This is a genomic window from Tenacibaculum sp. Mcav3-52, from assembly GCF_022347665.1.
GTDB lineage: Bacteria > Bacteroidota > Bacteroidia > Flavobacteriales > Flavobacteriaceae > Polaribacter > Polaribacter mesophilus.
In genome coordinates, this window is record NZ_JAKRGE010000002.1 from 223145 (window position 1) to 243252 (window position 20108).

The window sequence follows — 20108 nt, forward strand, 5'->3', positions numbered from 1 at the left end:
TTTCTAAAATTTTATTTCAATAGTTTTTACTTTAGCATAGCCTCCTTTTTTTAGTGTAGCACGTATATGATATATATATATTTCGTTAGGGCTTACTTCTTTATCTATAACTGTTCTTATGTTAGCTGGTAAAATACGCCAAGTACTTGGTTGTTTTTCTTTCAGTTGCTTGTAAATAGTATACTCAGCTATTTCATCTTTATTCGCTCTCCAAAAAAGTTCTATATGATTTGTTTCTCTATTCACCACATAATCCAATCCCTTTATATATTCTTTTGGAGCTAAGTTGACCATCTCAATAGTTAAGGGAGTTGAAGGAAGCGAAGTCAATCCACTTTTATCAATCGCTTTGATATGATATCGATACCTATTATTTGTTTCTAATTGAGTATCTATATATTGATGTATTGTATCATAAGTACTAAATACAGTTTCTAACTCCTTCTTTTCGGTAAGATTCTCTCGTAACAAAATATGTGTTGCATTTTCTTCTGAAGAAGGTATCCATTCTATTATGATTTTTCCTTCTTTTATTTTATATCCTGAAAAAACAGGAGCAGTTGGAGGAATTACATCTGGTTTTTCTAATACCAACACTTCTGATTTTTCGGAATGATTGTGACGCTTATCAACAGCTACTATACTATAAAATACCTCAGCATTTAAATTTTTTACTGTTACGGTATCTATAAAACTATTTTGGCTTATAGGTGATACTGTTATTTGTGAAGGTTCTTCATCTTTTAAAAAACCTCTAAAAACTCGATATCCTAAAAAATCAGGTTCTATATTTTGTTTCCAAGTGATATGAACTACACCTAAACTATCTATTTCCCCCTTTAATTCTGTAGGTATAGCCGGAGGAATCCTATCTAAAGGTTGTATCAATTTTGAAAACGATGTTTTTTCTTGTTTTGGGTCTTTTCCTATAGCCTTAATTTTAACATAATTTGATGCTTGTAATTTGGAATACGTAAGCTTACGTTGTTGCGGAGAAATGTTATCTACAGCCACAACATATGGGCCTTTATCAACTGGAGCTATGAGTAGTTGAAATTTTTCTAACAGTGTTTCTCCCTTTTTAGGAAACTCCCAAGTAATTATTGCTTCATTGGTGTTTTTGGTAAGTTCTACATCGTAAACTCTTGGTGTATAAGGTAAAATAGGTTTTCCTACTCCTGAAATTATTGTAGAATACAACCCTTTTTCTCCAAATGGAGAGATTCCGTTAACTCTATAATAATACGTCTTCGTATTGTTCGCTAAGGAATCAATATAAAACATACGTTTAGCTGGGGCTTCAGGTTTATCGTTCAAATTGACCAAAGGCTCTTTGCTTAACGATGTAAAGTTTATACCATCCTCTGAACGTTCTAAATTATAAGAAGTATATATTGTTTTAAACAATTGATACTCCCATGTTAGAATTACATTTTTATCTCCAAAAATCCCTTGAAAATCTATCGGAGCCGGTAATGGCTCGTATTCTTTAATACTAGCTATGGTAGCAGTTCCTTTTATTTTAACAGTTTCTGAAGTATTCTCTATAATTGTAGGTTTAATTTTATACACATACTTTTCATGGAGTTTTACATCTGTATCTTCAAAACCCCATCCTGCTTTTTTTGCTGCTTCAAAACTCATATCAGCCGCTAATAAAGAGAATGAAAAACGTTGTTCATTCTCATTCACTAGATTATAAATATCTGCTAGTTGCCCTTCGCTTCCTCCTTCTATAAAAAAACTTTCACCAAATAATGCTTGTGCAATAATAGCTGCATTGTTATCTTTCTCTACAATTTCTTGCCAAGTTTCAATAGGGTCTGCTTGTATCTTTTTTGCCCATACTTTTTCTAAACTTGGTAATCGTTTTCCATCACGAGAAAGCACGTATTTTTCTAATGTAAAACCACTTTTGTTTGTCTTTTTCCAAGCATTTGCTGTAGTTGCAGCCCAACGTAATAAAATTTTATCTTCTTGTACCCTAGCAAGTATTTGTATATTTGGGTCATTTATAATTTCATTTCTTTGAGCTAAAGAACTCATAGGAAGCAAAAAACTCATAGCTACGAAAAACAATATCTTACAGACAATAAACTGTTTTTTCATGTTCTTTTATCTTTTTTTAAACCTCTAATTAATATTTTAAATTACTACCTAAACTTATTAGGGTTTTTAAATTTATATATAACGCTGGTTCCTTTTATTCCACTTGGTAACGTGTAAAACAATTCAGTTTTATAATCCCCATACCTCATAAATAAGTAATTCTTATCTAAAAACTCCAATACTGGATTCCCATCATCGATAATTCCATCACTATAATCATTTACTATTTGTGATTGTATATCTATCCAATCTTGTTTGTATACATACCCTAAATTATACCTGAAAGGGAATGTCGTTTCTAACATATTTTTATTTACTTCGTACTCTGCGTTACTTATATAAGTATTTAACAATGGAAGTGCATATTTTGGAGGTGCTCCCAACTCATTTTCGTCACGTCTTTTTACTCGGTAACCTCCTAATGGATATTTTGCATACAATGGTGGATTTATATCTTTTTCAAAATAATCGTCTTGTAAAGTTGCTTCTATATTTACTAAAGGAACATTATCTGTGTAGCTTGTTCCTAACAGTTCTACTATATCAAACGGCTCATGATTCTCTATTCTATTGCTTAAATAAATAACATCTGAATAAATTTTACCCCAATTATAATTGGTTGTTTTTATTGAGTTTATTTTATTTCTAAAGGTTTTATATTTTGAAGTACTAAAATCGTAAGCTAACCTTTCTATTTCTCCATCTTTAGAAATATTCTCCGCTTTATTTTGCTGTACCTTCACAGAGTTATCTTCACTATCATTTCCTAAATCCACATTTTGATAAGTACTGTTATCATTACTTACATTATTCTTTGTTTTTGGTTTACTTACAATACTTAAATGATAATTAGATGATTGCACTACATTAGGTAAATCATACACAAGTACATTATCTGATGTATTGTAATTAAACTCATATTTAGAAGGTAGCTCGCCTTCTTTTTCATAAATTAAATAACTATTCCATTGTGCATCATCGAATAGGTAATCTTGCCCTCTTTTTAGTTGAATATATCCCTTATCATATTCTTTCTCTAAAAAATATTTTTGATCTAAAACAGGGTATGCATAGGTTATATTATGTAATGGAATTACTGTTGGTGCTCCTCCTGTTACAAAAGTTCTTTCTTCTTTTTCAATAGCTTTTTTTCCATCTATCATTATTGTTTTAAAGACTCCTTTTACTTTTTCTTTAAAACTTACTTCTACCTCAACGGTTAATTCTTCATTCGGCGGTAAAATATCAGTAGAAATAAAGTTGGCTCTATCTTTATAATTAGACCACTCAATATTTCCTTCTATTTCTTTCCCTTTATGTAGTATTCTATATTTTTCAAGAATAATCTTGTATGTTTTATCTCCTTCATCTTCCGGTATTATAATAGGTTCTCCTACTTTCATACTAAAAGTAGCCTGAGGTATAGCAAATACATCTACATCTTTACCTCCATCATCTGGAGTAACGTCTGTTATTATTTTCAGTCCTCCAAGTGGTGATGCATCTTCAAATACACATTCTTCTCCTAATGTTAATTTAAACCTAAATCTCCCTTTAATCAATCCTCCTAAAACGTTAAAATGCCCTCCAACATAACCTCTCATCCATACAGGGTTTGGAGCTTTTGCTTGCAACAATACTGCTGCGCCAGCTTTTATAATCGGTATTTTTTTACTTATAAAAAATAATTTAACATGAATCCCTAACTCCCCTTGTAAGTACACATACGCCTGTCCGTTAGCATACCATCCATTAATTCCTACTTGATCTCCTGTATTTGAACATTTTGCCTCCCCATAATCTTTCAACATAATATCAAAACCAGCCCCTGCTTGAAAACGAGCATAAAAAATTAAAAAACGTAAGTCTCCTGTATCGATAGAGATATCTGCTCCAAAAGCAAATCCTCCCCCATTACTTAAACTATTTTCATCTCGCATATAATCAAGTTCATTGACATCAACTCCTAAAATTTCAGCAACTATAGGTGGAGGTGGTGGTGACCCCGGTAGTTTAGATCCTACCATAAAATACCCTCCTGATTCTACACTTACAGGACCAACACCTATACGCAACCCTAAACGATCTTCTGGTGTACCTATATATATATACCAATCTTCTGGTGAAAAGTGCAACACCGCCCAACCTGCTCTACCTCCTGTTCCTCTACCTTCAACAAAACCACCAGCTACATTTACATAAGCATCTAACTCACCGTGAAGCACATCATTTTGAAAGTCATAGGTAATTCCAACTTTGGCACTAATAGCCATCTTACCTGTTGGTGTTTGTGGAAAATCTCCAGAAGCTTTATTTAAGAGGTTTCTTCCTGTCCAAGAATTATCTATATTCTCTTTAGTTACCCCTAAAAATTTTTCTTTGGCTACAGTATTTTCCTTCAGTTTTGACATTAACTCACTTACTTTTCCCATTCCTGGAATTTCCACCCCCATAAGTGTTGCTTGCCCATAAAAGCCTAAAAAGTCAACACCTCCTTTACTGTTAAAAACTATTTCGAATCCCGCTCCTCCTTTTACTAATTCTTTCTTAACAGCATTAAACATTACCATAGCTTTAACTCCTAACCCAACCTTACTATCTGGAACATAGCCTATACCTGAAGGTGAAAAAGAAGATGAAAAATCTGTACGCTTCATTCGATAAGAAGCCCCCCCCGAAAAACCTTCTAAATTCAATATTCCTGACCCTGTTCCTGGAGGTAAATTATCCACCATAGCTTCAAATTGCCAATACCTAAAAGTAGTTTTCCCGAAAACCCCTTTAGCTTCTACCTTAATTCCATTTCCTGACTTAAACTCAGCCTTCAAATTAGCTGCAAAACCGTTACCATACTCTGGATCGTCATTCATTAATGTTAAGTTTCCCTCCATAGAAAAACCTCCTAAGTCAGCTTTTAAGGCTATAGCATTAAGCTCTATTTCCTGAAACTTCCACTTTTGCCTGTAGTTTTCTTCCTCATAAGCTCCTATAATACCTAAACTAGTTTTTGCCGCAAAACCATTATTTTCTCCCATTAGGTTAATCCCTAAGTCAAAATATAAATTTGCATTCGTTTTATTTGCTGTAATCCCTATATTTTCTATAGAAACTGGAAATCCAGCTAGAGCTACCTTATCACGATACCCCATATAATCAACCGAAAAAACTGGACTTTCAGTCTGTAAAACTAAGTTTTGAAAAACAATTCCTTTAAATTCAACTAATTTCTTTTTACCTGAATTATCTACTAGCGAATCTCCTTCGTTTTCTAAACTTTTTACTTGATTTGCACTAATTGCCAAACGACCATGTAACGTTGCTTTAGGTTTGAATTTACCTTCCTTAACTTTTAATTCAATAGCACTATTAGGCAATAGTTCTCCTTTAGCTTTCCATATATTAAAATCAATAATAGAATCATTACGTACATTCAACAAATATTCTTCTTCTGAGATAATACCTGTATATCTTAAACCTAGTTTTTCATTTTTCTTTTCAGATTTTGAAATAGGTAACTGAATACGTCCATCAAAAGATGCCCCAATTAATTTATTTGCTGCTAATGACACTTCTATTTTATCTAAAGAATATGCCCAAGCTTTTTCTTTATTGGTTCTCCCTTCATTTAATGGAAAAATGTTTTCTGCATAAAAAGAACCTGAAACTCCATGACCGTCAATTAATAAGTTATGAGCTCCGAAAGCTATTCTCTTACCTCCTTTAGAAATAGTTTTTGAAGTTTTAAACTCTTTAGGTAGTTTTACATCTAACGTGTTTACATAAACTCCTCTCCAAATATTTTGATTTGGTAGTAATAATCCGTTTTTATGATAATGTTCGGGGAATTTAACACTAGGAGAGTTTCGTAGGTCACTAAAATCTAGAACAGCTTCATTTAAATAGAATTGAAAATTACCATCATAATCTTTTTTATTTCTCTTTTTAGCTAAAACAAAAGGTTGTAGACTTATTCCGACCAATAAATCGTTCCAATCTGAAGCAATAGCTTTAAAAGCTCCTTTTACACGATAAGGTACTTGGAGCGTTTGCGTTCCGTTTTCTGTTTCTACTTTATAAGGAACTTTTGTTTTTCCTTCATTTACTTCTCCATTTTCTTCTAAAGGTACAATCAATTCTCTTGAAAACTCAACTTCTCCTTCTATCCCTAACTCTTTAACACCATCACAATTAATGGTTACATATGTTTTATTTTGCGTTACACCTGTTCTATAATCAAACCCTCCTTTTAAAGTTAACATCCATTTGCCTCCATTAAAAGGTATATGCATATCTCCTAACAATACTAAGTTAGCATCTCCGATAATACCTCCATCATGCGATAACTTAACATTATTAGCTCCAAAAAACAGCTCTACAGGATAACCGTTTTCATTAGTTTGCGGCAAACGTACCCTTGCAAAAACAGTTAACTCTGTATAGTCTTTGTAAATGTTAGCTTGTGTTATCCCTATGGCATATTGAATATTCTCTCTAGTATGCTTAACACCAACTGGAAGTTCTTTTATATCTTCATTTGAAAAATTGTCTACCCAAGACTCATGCTTTTCAATTTGTTCAAATGAAGCTAGCGCTTTATCTCTATCATTAACTACAAGCGAAGAAGCTGGATACCATTTTTTAATATTGGGCCAAGAAAATTCTTTTGCCTTTGGTGAAGTCTCTATTTCATAAGTTTCTTTTAATAAAGAATTAGAAAAAGAGTTTATTGGCTTAACTTTTAAGCTATCTTTTATTGTTTCTTTAACAGCATTATAGCCTTCTGATGCAATCGTTATCTGAACAGTAAACAACCACAAAAGAAAGAAAATAGCAATTTTCTTTAACATAGTTTTTTATATAGTAGACTTAATCTTTTATTCCCCTTTAATAGTCTGCAAATTAAGTGAAAAATGTAATCACAACAAAGCTTTTTTACCTTATAATACTTTTTTATATAAAAACCACTTAAAATACTGTTAATTTTTATTAACAAATTAAATTTATGTATAAAGAATTTTAAGTCTTAAAAAAAGAATTCTCTATACTATAATAAACTTTGCTTGACAAGCAAAAACATTTATACAATAGCAATACAAATCCTTCTAAAAAAAGCCCGCTAATTGTGATAAACTATGCACACTAAAATTTATACTCCTCCCTTTAAGTTTATAAAAGTAACGGTGTCAAATTGCTGTTCTAAAAAATCAATTGCACGTTGGCTACGTACTCCTGATTTACAGTACACTATTACAGGTTTTTCGGTATTTATTTCATCATATCGTTGAGCAAGCTCTCCTAAAGGGATATGTTGTCCTCCAATATGGTGGTGCTCTCGTTCCCAATCTTCACGAACATCTAATAAATTATAGAATGTTAGATTATTTTGTAACTCCTCTAAAGTTATTTCGTGGGTCGCTGTTTTAATTCCACAAAAGAATTCATAATCGTTATCTAACTCTGTTACCTCAGCTTTATCAGTTCTTTCAAACTTTAATATCATTTGACGCATGCTTAATGTATCATACATCAATAATTTATTAGCTAACACCTCCCCTATTCCACAAATAATCTTAATAACTTCATTTGCTTGTAAACTTCCTATAACTCCAGGTAACACACCTATTACACCAATTTCTGAACAATTGGGTGATTCTTCTGGTTTGGGTGGTGTTGGATATAAACATCGGTAAGTAGCACTTCCTTGATAATTAAACACACTTACTTGTCCTTCAAACTTAAAAATAGCCCCATACACCAATGGCTTTTGTGTTAATACCGCTGCATCGTTGGTTAAATAGCGTGTTTCAAAATTATCGCTACCATCTACAATTACATCATATTTCTCAAATAATGAAATAGCATTCTGATTTGTTAATTTTTCTTTATACACATGAAATTGAACAAAAGGGTTCAATTTAGATAAACGATTTGCTGCTGTTTCCGCTTTAGACTTTCCTATATCATCTATCGTATATAAAACTTGACGCTGTAAATTACTTTGATCTACTATATCATCATCAATAATTCCAATCGTCCCAATACCTGCTGCCGTTAAATATTGTAATACAGGACATCCTAATCCACCAGCCCCTATAACTAATATCTTGGCTTGTTTTAGTTTTAATTGTCCTTCTTCCCCTATTTTATCGAGAATTAAATGACGGTTGTATTGTTTTTGTTCTTCTTTTGTTAGCATTTGGTTATTAGCTATTCGCTTTTGGCTATTAGTATTTATTTTACAACTTTATTTTCTTAACCTTGAGTATAATACATTTAACATTTTTCTTATTGAAATTATTTCTCTATTTAAATTTTCATTGTCTTCGTACGACAAATAATTCAATTCACTTGCAAATTCTAGAAGGTACTCAACCTCAGCTGATGAACCTGATGCTATATTAACAAAATAAGCAAATTCTTTTTCTGTATTTCTACTAACTCCTTCAACAATATTCGTTGGAACTGATAATGAAGCTCTTCTTAATTGTGAGGTTATTCCATATATTTCTTCTTTAGGAAAGCCTTTAGTTAACTCGTACACTTTTAATGCTAGCTCATGTGATTTTTTCCACACTTCAAACTTTCGATAATTTCTCATAGCTTTTTTATTTGTTTTTCAATCTTAATCATTACCTCAAAAAACCAAGTGCTAACAGCTAAAAGCCAATCTTTCCAAACTGCTCCCAATCTTTCCAAACCACTTCTAACCCTTGACCTTTTAGCATCTGTACAATTTCTTCTGTACTTCGTTCGTCTGAAATTTCAAATTGCTCTAACGATTGTGGTTCAACACTATATCCTCCAGGATTTGTCTTTGACTCTGCACTTATTGAGGTTGCCCCTAAATTAACAATATTATTCCTAAAAACTTCACTTTCTCGGGTAGACATTGACAGTTCTACATCTTCATCTAATAATCTAAACGCACAGATTAATTGTACCAAATCTGCATCCGTCATTTCTACTTTGGGTTCTAATCCTCCTGAATGTGGTCTCAAGCGTGGAAATGAAATAGAATACTTCGTTTTCCAGTAGGTTTTTTGTAAATATTTTAAGTGTAATGCTGTAAAAAAGCTATCAGCTCGCCAATCTTCCAGTCCAAATAAAGCTCCTAATCCTATTTTATGAACACCTGCTTTCCCCAATCTATCAGGGGTTTCTAAACGATACTCAAAGTTTGATTTTTTCCCTTTCGGATGATGTTTTTTATACTCTTGTTTATGATAGGTTTCTTGATATACCAATACGGCATACAACCCATTCTCAATTAACAATTCATATTCATCTTGATCTAAAGGTTGAACTTCAATAGTAATATTTGAAAATTGTGAACGAATGAGCTGAATCGCGTTTTTGATATAATCAACTCCCACTGTTCTGTTAGCTTCCCCAGTAACTAACAAAATATGATCGTAGCCTTTTTTCTTTAAAAAAGCAACTTCTTTTAATATTTCATCGTCGGTTAATGTTCTTCTCGGAATTTTGTTTGTAAAACTGAATCCGCAATACGTACATATATTCTGACACTCGTTACTCAAATACATTGGAGCATACATTTGAATGGTATTTCCAAATCGCTTTTTAGTAAGCATGCGACTCCTTTGCGCCATTTGCTCTAAAAATGGTTTTGCTGCAGGAGAAATGAGCGCTTTAAAATCTTCCAAATCGAGTTTATCCTTAGATAAAGCACTTTCAACATCAACGGATGTTTTATTGAAAATGCTTTGTAAAGTTTCATCCCAATTGTATTGATTAAATATGGTTGTAAATGTTTTACACATCTTTTAATTTTTATTCGTCATCGTAAGCGAAGCGAAGAAATCTTTATTTTTTTAGGTTCTCAGCAAACAGATTACTTCGTCCTTTTCTCCTCGTAATGACGTTATACTAACTTAAAAAACTCGTTAATGGGCTACTTGCTTCTGCTTGTTTTCTTACGGGAGCTAATTTTGCTTCATATGCCATTCTTCCTGCTTCAACTGCCATCTTAAAAGCTTGTGCCATCGCTACCGGATTTTGTGATACCGCAATAGCTGTGTTTACTAAAACAGCATCAGCTCCTAATTCCATAGCATATGCCGCATGCGAGGGTGCTCCAATACCAGCATCTACAACTACTGGAACATTAGATTGTTCTATAATGATTTCTAAAAACTCCAACGTCTTCAATCCTTTATTACTTCCAATGGGCGCTCCTAAAGGCATTACACATTGTGTTCCTACTTCTTCTAATCGCTTACATAAAACCGGATCTGCATGAATGTAAGGCATCACTACAAAACCTTTTTTCACCAATTCTTCCGCAGCTTTTAAGGTTTCGATAGGATCAGGTAATAAATATCTTGGGTCTGGATGTATTTCTAATTTTACCCAATTCGTTTCCAAAGCTTCTCTAGACAATTCAGCTGCAAACACTGCTTCTTTTGCTGTACGAACTCCCGAAGTGTTTGGTAATAAATTGATTCTTGAGTGGCTTAAATGTGATAAGATATCATCATCTTCATTTTGAACATCTACTCTTTTTAAAGCAACTGTTATCAATTCACTTTCTGATGCTAGCAAAGCCTCTTTCATTAATTGTGAGGAACTGAATTTTCCTGTTCCTGTAAATAATCGTGAGGTAAATGTTTTATCGGCTATTGTTAAGTTGGTATTCATTATTGCTAATTTATTGCGCTCCTATTTTGTACACTTGTTCATTGGTACTTGGAGCTTTTAAAATTTTATGAAATGTAGGAATCGAGTTGAAATTTTGTGTAATTGCTCCTGAAACAGCGACTCCATATACTCCTGTGTTTATAACTTCAGATACGTCTTCTATAGTAATTCCTCCAATGGCTATTATTGGAGTGGTTGTTTTCAACTCTTCTAAAAGCATCTGGTAGCCAGTAGTCCCTAAAACTGGACTCAAATTCTTTTTAGTTTCAGTAAACTGATAAGGACCTAAACCAATATAATCTACTTTTTTCTCTAGTAGCATTTTACAATCTTCTAAAGTATTTGCTGTTCCTCCTACGATATATAAATCACCTAAATACTCTTTTGCTTTTAACGGACACGTATCTGTTTTTCCTAAATGAACTCCATCTGCTTTGATTTCTTTAGCTACTTTGTAATAATCGTTTATGATTAAACGAGTTTGAAAATGACTCGTAATTTCTCTCGCTTTTTGAGCTGTTTTTAAAATAGTTTTCGGATCCAGATTCTTTAATCGGAGTTGTACCCACTCTGCTCCAGAAGCACAAGCTCTTTGAACATTTTCTAAGTGTTCTTCTGGAGTTTTCCCTTGAGTTATATAGTGTAATTTACTTATCATGTATAGTTGTGCTCTCCTAAGAGCGTTTTATTAGAGTTTAAAAATTGTTCTGTATACCATTTGGCATTTGTACATGCATCTTCTAAAGAAAGTTGTTTGGCTATGTTTGAAGCTAAAGCTGAAGACAACACACAACCGCTTCCATGCTTTTCAAAAACGGATGTAGCTTTCGGTGGAATATTCAATTGTACTATCTTACTGTGATATACTTCATCCCATCCTTTTTTATCTTCTCTATGTCCTCCTTTTAAATAGATATTGGTCTTTTCTGAAATGAATTCAATGGTTTCTTCAATCGATTTATTAGAAAACAAAACTTTGATTTCATCATAATTTGGAGTGATAAAATCACAATGTTGCAATACTTCTTCAAACACCTTTATATTCTCTTCGGAATGAAAATCAAATCCAGCACTGGCTTTTAAAATAGGATCCAATACTATTTTTATGGATGAATTGTATTTTTTTAGTGTTTGAACAACCTCCAATAATACATTCCAAGATTGGATGATTCCTATTTTTGCTACTGATATTTCAAAGCGTTCAAATAAAGTTTCTATTTGACTGATGATGGTTTCTTTATCAATCCAAACACAGTCTTTAAAATCGATGTCATTTTGAACTGTAACTGCTGTACATACCGATAATCCATATAACCCATGTGCTTCAAAAGTTTTAATATCCGAAGTCAATCCTGCTCCACTTGACGGATCAAATCCTGCAATCGTTAGTATGTAAGCTTGTTGTTTCATTTTTTATTAATATGCTTTCTTTTGATAAAAAGATTACTTCTTCATATACTTCTCGTAATGACGCTTGATATTTTTAAAGCTTTCAACTGGGGTTTCTGTATTCCAAACTCCTCCTAACACACCTATTCCTTGAAAACCTAACTCTAAGGTTTTTTGAATGGTATCAGTATTAATTCCGCCCATACCTATAATGGTTTTATCAATATGATTTACATCAAAACCTCTTCCTTCGTATCCTTTCTTTGAAATAGAAGAGAAAACAGGACTTAATAAATGGTAATCAAATTCGATGTCGCAATTCGCTAGAACTGAAGGTTCATGAAAAGAGCTACTCATCGTTTTTCCTATCATGTTTAATCCTATAAAATATTCGCTTCCATTCTCTAAAGCATCAATTCTTTTTTGCTCTTGAAAATGAATTCCTTTTAGGTTGAATTCATTAATGAGTTTATGAAAATAATGAGTAACTATTCTATCATGATACTTTTCATCTATCTTATTCAAATAAGCTACATGCTCCTCGTAATTCTTATCAGGTTTTCTGAAATGATAATATTCCAATCCTTCTTTAAATAATTGTTGAAGGATTTCAATCTCATTTGGAATATCTTTTTCTGGAGCTATTAAAACAATCATATAGTGAATTTTAAATTATGAATTACGAATTTAGAAATTGTCAACTCGTAATTCATAATTCTAAGTTTAGGTTTTATAGATAAACTTCTGAACCTTTGTCTTTAAACTCTTTAGATTTTTCCTCCATTCCTTTTGCAAATACTTCGTCTCCTTCCACTTTATTTTCTGCTGCAAAGTCACGTACTTCCTGCGATATTTTCATAGAACAGAATTTTGGCCCACACATAGAGCAAAAATGTGCAATTTTAGCTCCTTCTGCTGGTAAGGTCTCATCGTGATATTCTCTAGCTAATTCTGGGTCCAATCCTAAATTGAATTGATCTTCCCAACGGAACTCAAAACGTGCTTTACTTAAAGCATCATCTCTGTGTTGCGCTCCCGGATGTCCTTTTGCTAAATCCGCTGCATGGGCTGCTAATTTATAAGTAACTACTCCTGTACGTACATCTTCTTTATTAGGTAACCCTAAATGTTCTTTTGGTGTTACATAACACAACATGGCACAACCAAACCAACCAATCATTGCCGCTCCAATTCCTGAAGTTATATGGTCGTATCCTGGAGCAATATCCGTAGTTAAAGGCCCTAAAGTATAAAACGGAGCTTCATCACAAGCTTCCAATTGCTTATCCATATTTGCTTTAATCATATGCATTGGCACGTGACCTGGACCTTCTATAAAGCATTGTACTTCATGTTTACGTGCTATTTTTGTTAGCTCCCCTAACGTTTCTAATTCAGCAAATTGCGCTTCATCATTCGCATCGGCAATACAACCTGGTCGTAAACCATCTCCTAACGAAAAAGCAACATCATAAGCCTTCATAATTTCACAAATTTCTTCGAAATGAGTATATAAAAAGCTCTCTTTATGGTGTGCTAAACACCATTTTGCCATGATAGAACCTCCTCTTGATACAATCCCTGTAATACGTTTTGCCGTCATAGGCACATAACGTAAACGAACTCCTGCGTGAATCGTAAAGTAATCTACTCCTTGCTCAGCTTGTTCAATTAAAGTATCTCTAAAAATTTCCCAAGTTAAGTCTTCAGCAATCCCATTTACTTTCTCTAAAGCTTGATAAATAGGTACGGTTCCTACAGGTACAGGTGAATTACGGATAATCCACTCTCTAGTTTCATGAATATTTTTACCTGTAGATAAATCCATAATATTATCAGCACCCCAACGACATGCCCAAACTGCTTTTTCTACTTCTTCTTCTATTGATGAGGTGGTAGCTGAATTTCCAATATTCGCATTGATTTTCACCAAGAAATTACGACCTAAAATCATTGGTTCTGCTTCTGGGTGATTGATATTTGATGGAATAACTGCTCGTCCTCTTGCTACCTCTTCTCTCACAAATTCAGGAGTAATTTTTGCAGGAATACTTGCTCCGAAATCTTGCCCTGGATGTTGTTTAGATAAACGTGTTATTTCGTCTATTCGCTGGTTTTCACGAATGGCAATATATTCCATTTCAGGAGTAATAATTCCTTTTTTTGCATAATGTAACTGTGTTACATTTTGTCCTTTTTTAGCTCTCTTAGGTTTATGCTTTAAGTTAAATCGTAAATGGTCTAAACTTTTATCATTTAAACGTTCGTTACAATAATTCGAAGTAAATTCATTTAATTCTTCTACATCTCCTCTCTCTATAATCCATTCTTCTCGAATACGTTCTAATCCATTATGAATATTAATCTCTTTATTGGGGTCTGTATAAGGACCTGAAGTATCGTATACTGTAACTGGCTCATTAGGTGTTCTTTTTTTAGTCATCGAATCCACGGTATCACTCAATTCAATTTCGCGCATTGCTACTTTTATCTGTGGATGAATTTTTCCTTGAACATATATTTTTTTGGAGTTCGGAAATGGTTGTCTTGTTACACCATCTTGTTTTGGAGCTGTATCTTTTTTCTTCATTTTAAGGTTGTTTGTTTATAATTTGAATTTTGTTTGCTGAAAATATTATCCTCCTTGTGTAGATTTAATGATTAAAACTTCATCATTGTTTTGGAGTAGTTTTGAAGACCAATCTGTTTTTTTTACCACACTACTGTTAACAGCAATAGCAATTCCATTGGTTTTAATTTGTAGTTTATCTACTAATTCTTGCAATACTAATGGGCTTAAAAACTCTTGTTGATTATTGTTTACTTTTATCGTTATCATACTAACATATATTTAAAGTAAACTGTAGAAGAAATTCAGAATTGTTTTATTATGAACAATACCTAAATAAGATTTTATAACTTTTCCCTACGCTGGTGTTAACCATATCAGGTTCAAAGGATCTTTCTCAAACTAGCGAACTAGCTACTCCTAAAGTTTACTGCAACAAATATAAACGTTTATTTTTTCTAAAACGACCTCTATAAAAATAAAAAAGCGAACTTTTAAAAGTTCGCTTTTTACAAAAATTATTATAATACTATAAACTCTTTACCTTTTTAGTTACTTCTTCAAGAACTTCAAACGCCGTTTCAGCCATTTTATTTCCTTTAAAGTCTAGTAATGGGTTTACTTCAACAAACTCCAAACAAGCTACTTTATTACTTGCTAACAATCCGTTAATTATATCAATGATTTCATGTTGATCAAATCCTTTAGGTACTGGTGTTCCTGTACCATAAGATATCATATCACAATCCATTGAATCTACATCAAACGACACATATATTACATCACAAACAGATAATTTATCTAAAGCTTCGTTTACACAAACATCTAATCCACGGTAACGAACTTCAGCAACCATATAGTTTTTAATACCATATTTTTCCATTTGTTTGTCTTCTGGTTCTTCTGTATCACGAACACCAAAGAAAATGATATCTTCAGGTAAAACTTTTTGCCCTGGAGTACCTATGTTTTTCATACGTTCCCACAACTCTGATGTTTCTCTGTCTACATCATTAATTTGGCAGTCTAAATTATCATCTGAAATAGCGGCAGATAAAGGCATTCCGTGAATATTTCCTGATGGTGATGTATAAGGAGAATGTAAATCTCCATGAGCATCAATCCAAACTACTCCTACTCTTTTATTAGGGTTAGCTGCTTTTATTCCACTGATAGTTCCTAACGCTGAAGAATGGTCTCCAGACAAAACTATAGGAAACTTCCCTTCTTGTAAATTTACTTTCACGTGGTTACTTAATCGTTTACATTGATTAAAAACGCTATCAATTCGTTTTGCAAACGAATTATTTACCTTGTTATAAATAGATTCGTTTTCAGTGATTACATCTTCAAAATCAAAAGAATCGAAATAATTACTTTTTTTATTTATCGCTGCAATTTCAATCGCATCTACTCCCATGTCAGACCCACGAGTTCCTGCTCCAATGTCTGATCTGTTTTTGATAATTTTAATTTCTTTCATCATGAGTTATTTTACATAAAAAAATGCCATTTAATTATTTTAAATGACACTTTTTAAATAGTTTATCTCTTGTCTAATTCTACGAATTCCCTTAAGTTCTCTCCAACGTAAACTTGACGTGGACGACCAATTGGTTCTTTGTTTAAACGCATTTCTCTCCATTGAGCAATCCATCCTGGCAAGCGCCCTAGAGCAAACATTACTGTAAACATTTCTACAGGAATTCCCATAGCTCTATATATTATTCCTGAATAGAAATCTACATTTGGATATAGTTTTCTATCTACAAAATATGGATCATTTAATGCTTCTTGCTCTAATCCTTTTGCGATATCTAAAATTGGGTCTTCAACTCCTAAGTCATTTAACACTTCATCGGCAGCTTTTTTGATGATTCTTGCTCTCGGGTCGAAGTTTTTATATACACGATGTCCGAATCCCATTAAACGGAAAGGATCATTTTTATCTTTAGCTTTTGCCATGTACTTTTTAGTATCTCCCCCATCTTCTTTAATTGCTTCTAACATTTCAAGTACTGCTTGATTTGCTCCACCATGTAAAGGTCCCCATAAAGCTGAAATTCCTGCTGATAGCGATGCAAATAACCCTGCATGAGAAGAACCTACAATACGTACTGTAGATGTAGAGCAGTTTTGTTCATGGTCTGCATGTAAGATTAATAACTTATCTAGGGCATCTTTAACTATTGGATTTAATTCATACTCGTCATTAGGTTTTTGAAACATCATTGTTAAAATATTCTCAACATAACCTAACTTACGTGAACCGTAGTTTAATGGCAATCCTTGTTTCTTACGTAAAGTCCAAGCTACCAATACTGGGAATTTCCCCATTATTTTAACAATAGCTTTATACATATCTTCTTCTGAGTCAACATTAACAGAAGATGGATTAAAAGCTGTTAATGCAGACGTTAACGACGATAACACCCCCATTGGATGTGCATTCTTTGGAAAGGCATCAATAATTTTTTTGATGTCATCATCAACAATAGCTTCATCTAAGATGTCTCCATAAAATTTATCTAATTGTTCTTTAGTTGGTAATTCTCCAAAAATTAACGCATAAGCCACTTCTAAGAAATCTGCTTTTTCTGCCAATTCTTCAATTGAATATCCACGGTATCTTAAGACACCTTCTTCACCGTTTAAAAATGTTATAGCACTTTGGCATGAACCTGTATTCTTGTATCCTGGGTCAATAGTTATAACTCCACCCGTGGCTCCTCTTAAGGCTTTAATATCAATTGCAGTTTCATTTTCTGTTCCTTTTATTAAAGGAAACTCATACGTATTTTCGCCAATTTGTAATTTTGCTATATCTGACATTTTTTACTATAATTTTTTATGATTGAAGTGAGTTGCGAAGATACCATTTTTTGAATTATTTTAAAAGTTAGAATTGATAGATTTTTAATATGTAAAAATCAGTTTATTTTATTAAAAAAAACAAATCTAATCTTACTTATAATACAACGCCTTACCTAGAAGAAAGACACAATTAATTTCTCTTATAAAATTGATTTAATCTTAATTCTCTTATTTTTTCAGACCTTACAAACTTATTTAAGCATACCAAATTCCGTATTCTTTTAGAGTGTGTATTTTTTTCTTGATAACAAATTAAATACACAATATCTTTTATTTAACTCCGTTAACAAAACAACATATATTTTTAGAAAAAATTAATTCAATTCATAAAACCCTTTCACAATGAAAAAAATTAAATTTATTATTGCATTATTATGCATATCAATTCTTGCCGTACAATGTACCAAAGAAGACAATAATTTAACAAGCGACAACGCCCCTATGGGTATTAACTCTCCAAGCATGCTAGAAATTAACAATGCTGAGTGTTACACTGTTGACGGTTTTGGTCCAAACTCTTATTGGGCTGATTATATAGTTAACCAATCTACCACCAATTTTTTAAAAACTGAACACAACGAAGCTGCGAGTTTTTTTGGAATGGGTAATGTACCTTTATACTTAGCAGGTGGAGACGGAACTTTCAATGCTCTTTCTTATTCTAATGGTTATGTAGTATGGGGAGAAGAATTGCTAGCTAGTGCTTTAAATTATGGTAATGTTGCTATTGCTTATGTTGCTGCTCATGAAATGGCACATCAAGTACAGTTTAGAGACAATACCATTCCTAGCGGCAATCATGTTAGTGCTACTGAATTAGAAGCTGATGGTTTTGGAGGATATTTTATCCGTAGAACTTATACTAGTGATTGGAATACTGCAGCGGGTGCTTACAACTTCTCACAAACATTAGCTGGTCCTAATGGAAGTTCTCATGGTACAGCTGCACAAAGAAGATCTGCTTTTAGGTTAGGTTACTTATTAGGAGATAACGGTACCTATTCTAACAGAAACTTTGATGCAAACTTTTTTTACTACTATGACTATTATGTAAAAGATGGTAGATTAAAGTTAGAATTAGTTAAGCCTGCTACTATCGAACAAAGTCAGCACGAGCATATTGTAGCACACTTAGAAGAGTTACAAAAAATTGCTTCAGGAGAAATTTCTGAAGAAGAATTCTTAAACTTAAATTAAAATATAATCGACTAAAATAAACGAATTGAATTGAATTTCAAAGGCTGTTTTATGATTTAAAACAGCCTTTGTTTTTTATACTATTTAGCCTTGATTTGGTTTTTCTTTATCTTCTTCATAATTCTTTTCAAAGCACTATGAATAATAAGGTTTGAGTTTTTTGAAAGCGCATAATCATTATCTTTTTCAGAAACAACTAATTTACCAACTACTGTTTGACTGTATATTATTTTAAATATGTTTAAATCGTAGATACTAAGTGTCACCTCACCTATGTTTTTTGAAGGATCAGTTAGAGAATTACTTGCCCCTAAAACACCTACTTCATTGGATATATTTTTAGTTCTAATATCAATAAAGTAATCATAACCTGTGCCGTATTTTATATCTTTTAAAATAGATTTATCAAGACTAGGTGAAATATTACTAGGAATTAATAGTCCTTTCATGTTGCTAACTACCAAAAGTCTATTACCTATAAGTTCAGAAAATCGTTCATTTGCCATTTCAGTTAAACCATCTTTTCTAATGTTTTTAAAAGAAGTAACATCATTTAACAACCACTTTCCTTTTCTGAAATCTAATCGTGAATTTACATCTCCAGAATGAGTGTATTTTACCAAATTACAAGACGTAATTACAATAACAGCAAGTAATATGTATAAGTATTTCATATTTCTATAAATCAAACCCTAAATTTAGTTGTAACATTAAGGGGAAAAAACCATGACCTCCATTTACATCAAAATAATAAATAGGTCCCATATCAAATAAAAAGTGAAAGTTTTTACCATATTTACGTTGGATACCCCAAGTAGGTCCGACAGCAAAATCTAAATTATCAGTTACTACATCATCTCCAAAAAGAGTTTTACCTCTTGTTAAAATACGAGCTGATATAAAATTTGCTGAATTGTTGGTTATATTCAAACCTTTAGTTTTACGTTTATCAAAATTATAAAACCATCTCTGTTGCAGGTCTAAAAAAGGGTTTATGGCATATACTAACCCTGTATCTACACCAGAAGCTGAAGAGTGTGGATAACTTCCACTATATCCTATTCCTACCCCTATAGAAAGAGTTGAGTTATTTCCAATAGGCATTTCATATTCAATCCCTGGGGTTAAAAAATTTACTCTCCAAACACGCTGCGTTAGTTGTTCTTGAGAAAATACTGTTGCAACAAATAAGCTACAAATAAGCAGGAATGATTTTTTCATAATTATTTTTTTAGTTCATAAACAACTATATAAAAAGTTAGAAGTGTTTTACCCTACTTTTACTTCTTATATTTAAACTATTTATCAAAAA

The 20108-nt window shown here is 32.5% G+C and carries 16 protein-coding genes and 1 riboswitch; of the genes, 1 reads left to right on the forward strand and 15 read right to left on the reverse strand.

The features are described 5' to 3' along the window. Positions 1-3: 3 nt before the first annotated feature. From MHM83_RS07025 to MHM83_RS07085, 13 genes are all read right to left on the reverse strand, one after another. Positions 4-2109 (reverse strand): fibronectin type III domain-containing protein, encoded by a 2106-nt coding sequence (locus tag MHM83_RS07025; RefSeq protein WP_167713441.1) that lies wholly within the window; start codon positions 2107-2109, stop codon positions 4-6. Between the two features lie 44 nt (positions 2110-2153). Further along, positions 2154-6956, reverse strand: coding sequence for a hypothetical protein (locus MHM83_RS07030; protein ID WP_239178988.1), 4803 nt, complete (start codon positions 6954-6956; stop codon positions 2154-2156). Between the two features lie 299 nt (positions 6957-7255). Beyond that, positions 7256-8305 carry a molybdopterin-synthase adenylyltransferase MoeB gene (gene moeB / locus MHM83_RS07035; protein WP_167713440.1) on the reverse strand — a complete coding sequence of 350 codons (1050 nt, stop codon included), beginning with the start codon at positions 8303-8305 and terminating at the stop codon, positions 7256-7258. A gap of 48 nt (positions 8306-8353) precedes the next feature. Continuing rightward, a complete protein-coding gene (locus tag MHM83_RS07040; protein WP_167713438.1) occupies positions 8354-8707 on the reverse strand; it encodes a four helix bundle protein in 354 nt (117 codons plus the stop codon). A 58-nt stretch (positions 8708-8765) separates the two neighbouring features. Next, complete coding sequence (thiH, locus tag MHM83_RS07045; RefSeq protein WP_047789802.1) at positions 8766-9890, reverse strand: 2-iminoacetate synthase ThiH; 1125 nt, start codon at positions 9888-9890, stop codon at positions 8766-8768. A gap of 106 nt (positions 9891-9996) precedes the next feature. Next, a complete protein-coding gene (locus MHM83_RS07050; protein WP_047789803.1) occupies positions 9997-10767 on the reverse strand; it encodes a thiazole synthase in 771 nt (256 codons plus the stop codon). 10 nt (positions 10768-10777) lie between these two features. Next, complete coding sequence (gene thiE, locus MHM83_RS07055) at positions 10778-11425, reverse strand: thiamine phosphate synthase (protein WP_167713434.1); 648 nt, start codon at positions 11423-11425, stop codon at positions 10778-10780. Beyond that, positions 11422-12177, reverse strand: a complete 756-nt coding sequence (locus tag MHM83_RS07060) for a hydroxymethylpyrimidine/phosphomethylpyrimidine kinase (protein ID WP_239178989.1) — start codon at positions 12175-12177, stop codon at positions 11422-11424. Before MHM83_RS07060 ends, thiE begins: the two co-directional genes overlap by 4 nt. Before the next feature lie 33 nt (positions 12178-12210). After that, the gene (locus tag MHM83_RS07065) at positions 12211-12813 is read right to left on the reverse strand and encodes a thiamine phosphate synthase (RefSeq protein WP_073181415.1); all 603 of its coding nucleotides are present in this window, start codon (positions 12811-12813) and stop codon (positions 12211-12213) included. Between the two features lie 73 nt (positions 12814-12886). Beyond that, on the reverse strand, positions 12887-14746 hold the full coding sequence (gene thiC, locus MHM83_RS07070) for a phosphomethylpyrimidine synthase ThiC (RefSeq protein ID WP_159490050.1): 1860 nt from the start codon (positions 14744-14746) through the stop codon (positions 12887-12889). Positions 14747-14791: 45 nt separating this feature from the next. Then, complete coding sequence (gene thiS / locus MHM83_RS07075; RefSeq protein ID WP_047789808.1) at positions 14792-14995, reverse strand: sulfur carrier protein ThiS; 204 nt, start codon at positions 14993-14995, stop codon at positions 14792-14794. A gap of 67 nt (positions 14996-15062) precedes the next feature. Further along, a riboswitch (TPP riboswitch) is annotated at positions 15063-15157 on the reverse strand. A 97-nt stretch (positions 15158-15254) separates the two neighbouring features. Beyond that, complete coding sequence (locus MHM83_RS07080) at positions 15255-16208, reverse strand: arginase (protein ID WP_231128385.1); 954 nt, start codon at positions 16206-16208, stop codon at positions 15255-15257. 62 nt (positions 16209-16270) lie between these two features. Further along, a complete protein-coding gene (locus MHM83_RS07085) occupies positions 16271-17557 on the reverse strand; it encodes a citrate synthase (RefSeq protein ID WP_047789810.1) in 1287 nt (428 codons plus the stop codon). Positions 17558-17941: 384 nt separating this feature from the next. Between MHM83_RS07085 and MHM83_RS07090 the strand changes: the two genes are divergently transcribed. Beyond that, the gene (locus MHM83_RS07090) at positions 17942-18796 is read left to right on the forward strand and encodes a hypothetical protein (protein WP_159490049.1); all 855 of its coding nucleotides are present in this window, start codon (positions 17942-17944) and stop codon (positions 18794-18796) included. A gap of 80 nt (positions 18797-18876) precedes the next feature. Here MHM83_RS07090 and MHM83_RS07095 read toward each other — a convergent pair whose 3' ends face one another. Then, entirely contained in the window at positions 18877-19470 is a 594-nt protein-coding gene (locus MHM83_RS07095) for a hypothetical protein (protein WP_156167073.1), read from the reverse strand. A gap of 4 nt (positions 19471-19474) precedes the next feature. Next, positions 19475-20017 (reverse strand): hypothetical protein, encoded by a 543-nt coding sequence (locus MHM83_RS07100; protein WP_239178990.1) that lies wholly within the window; start codon positions 20015-20017, stop codon positions 19475-19477. Positions 20018-20108 lie beyond the last annotated feature (91 nt).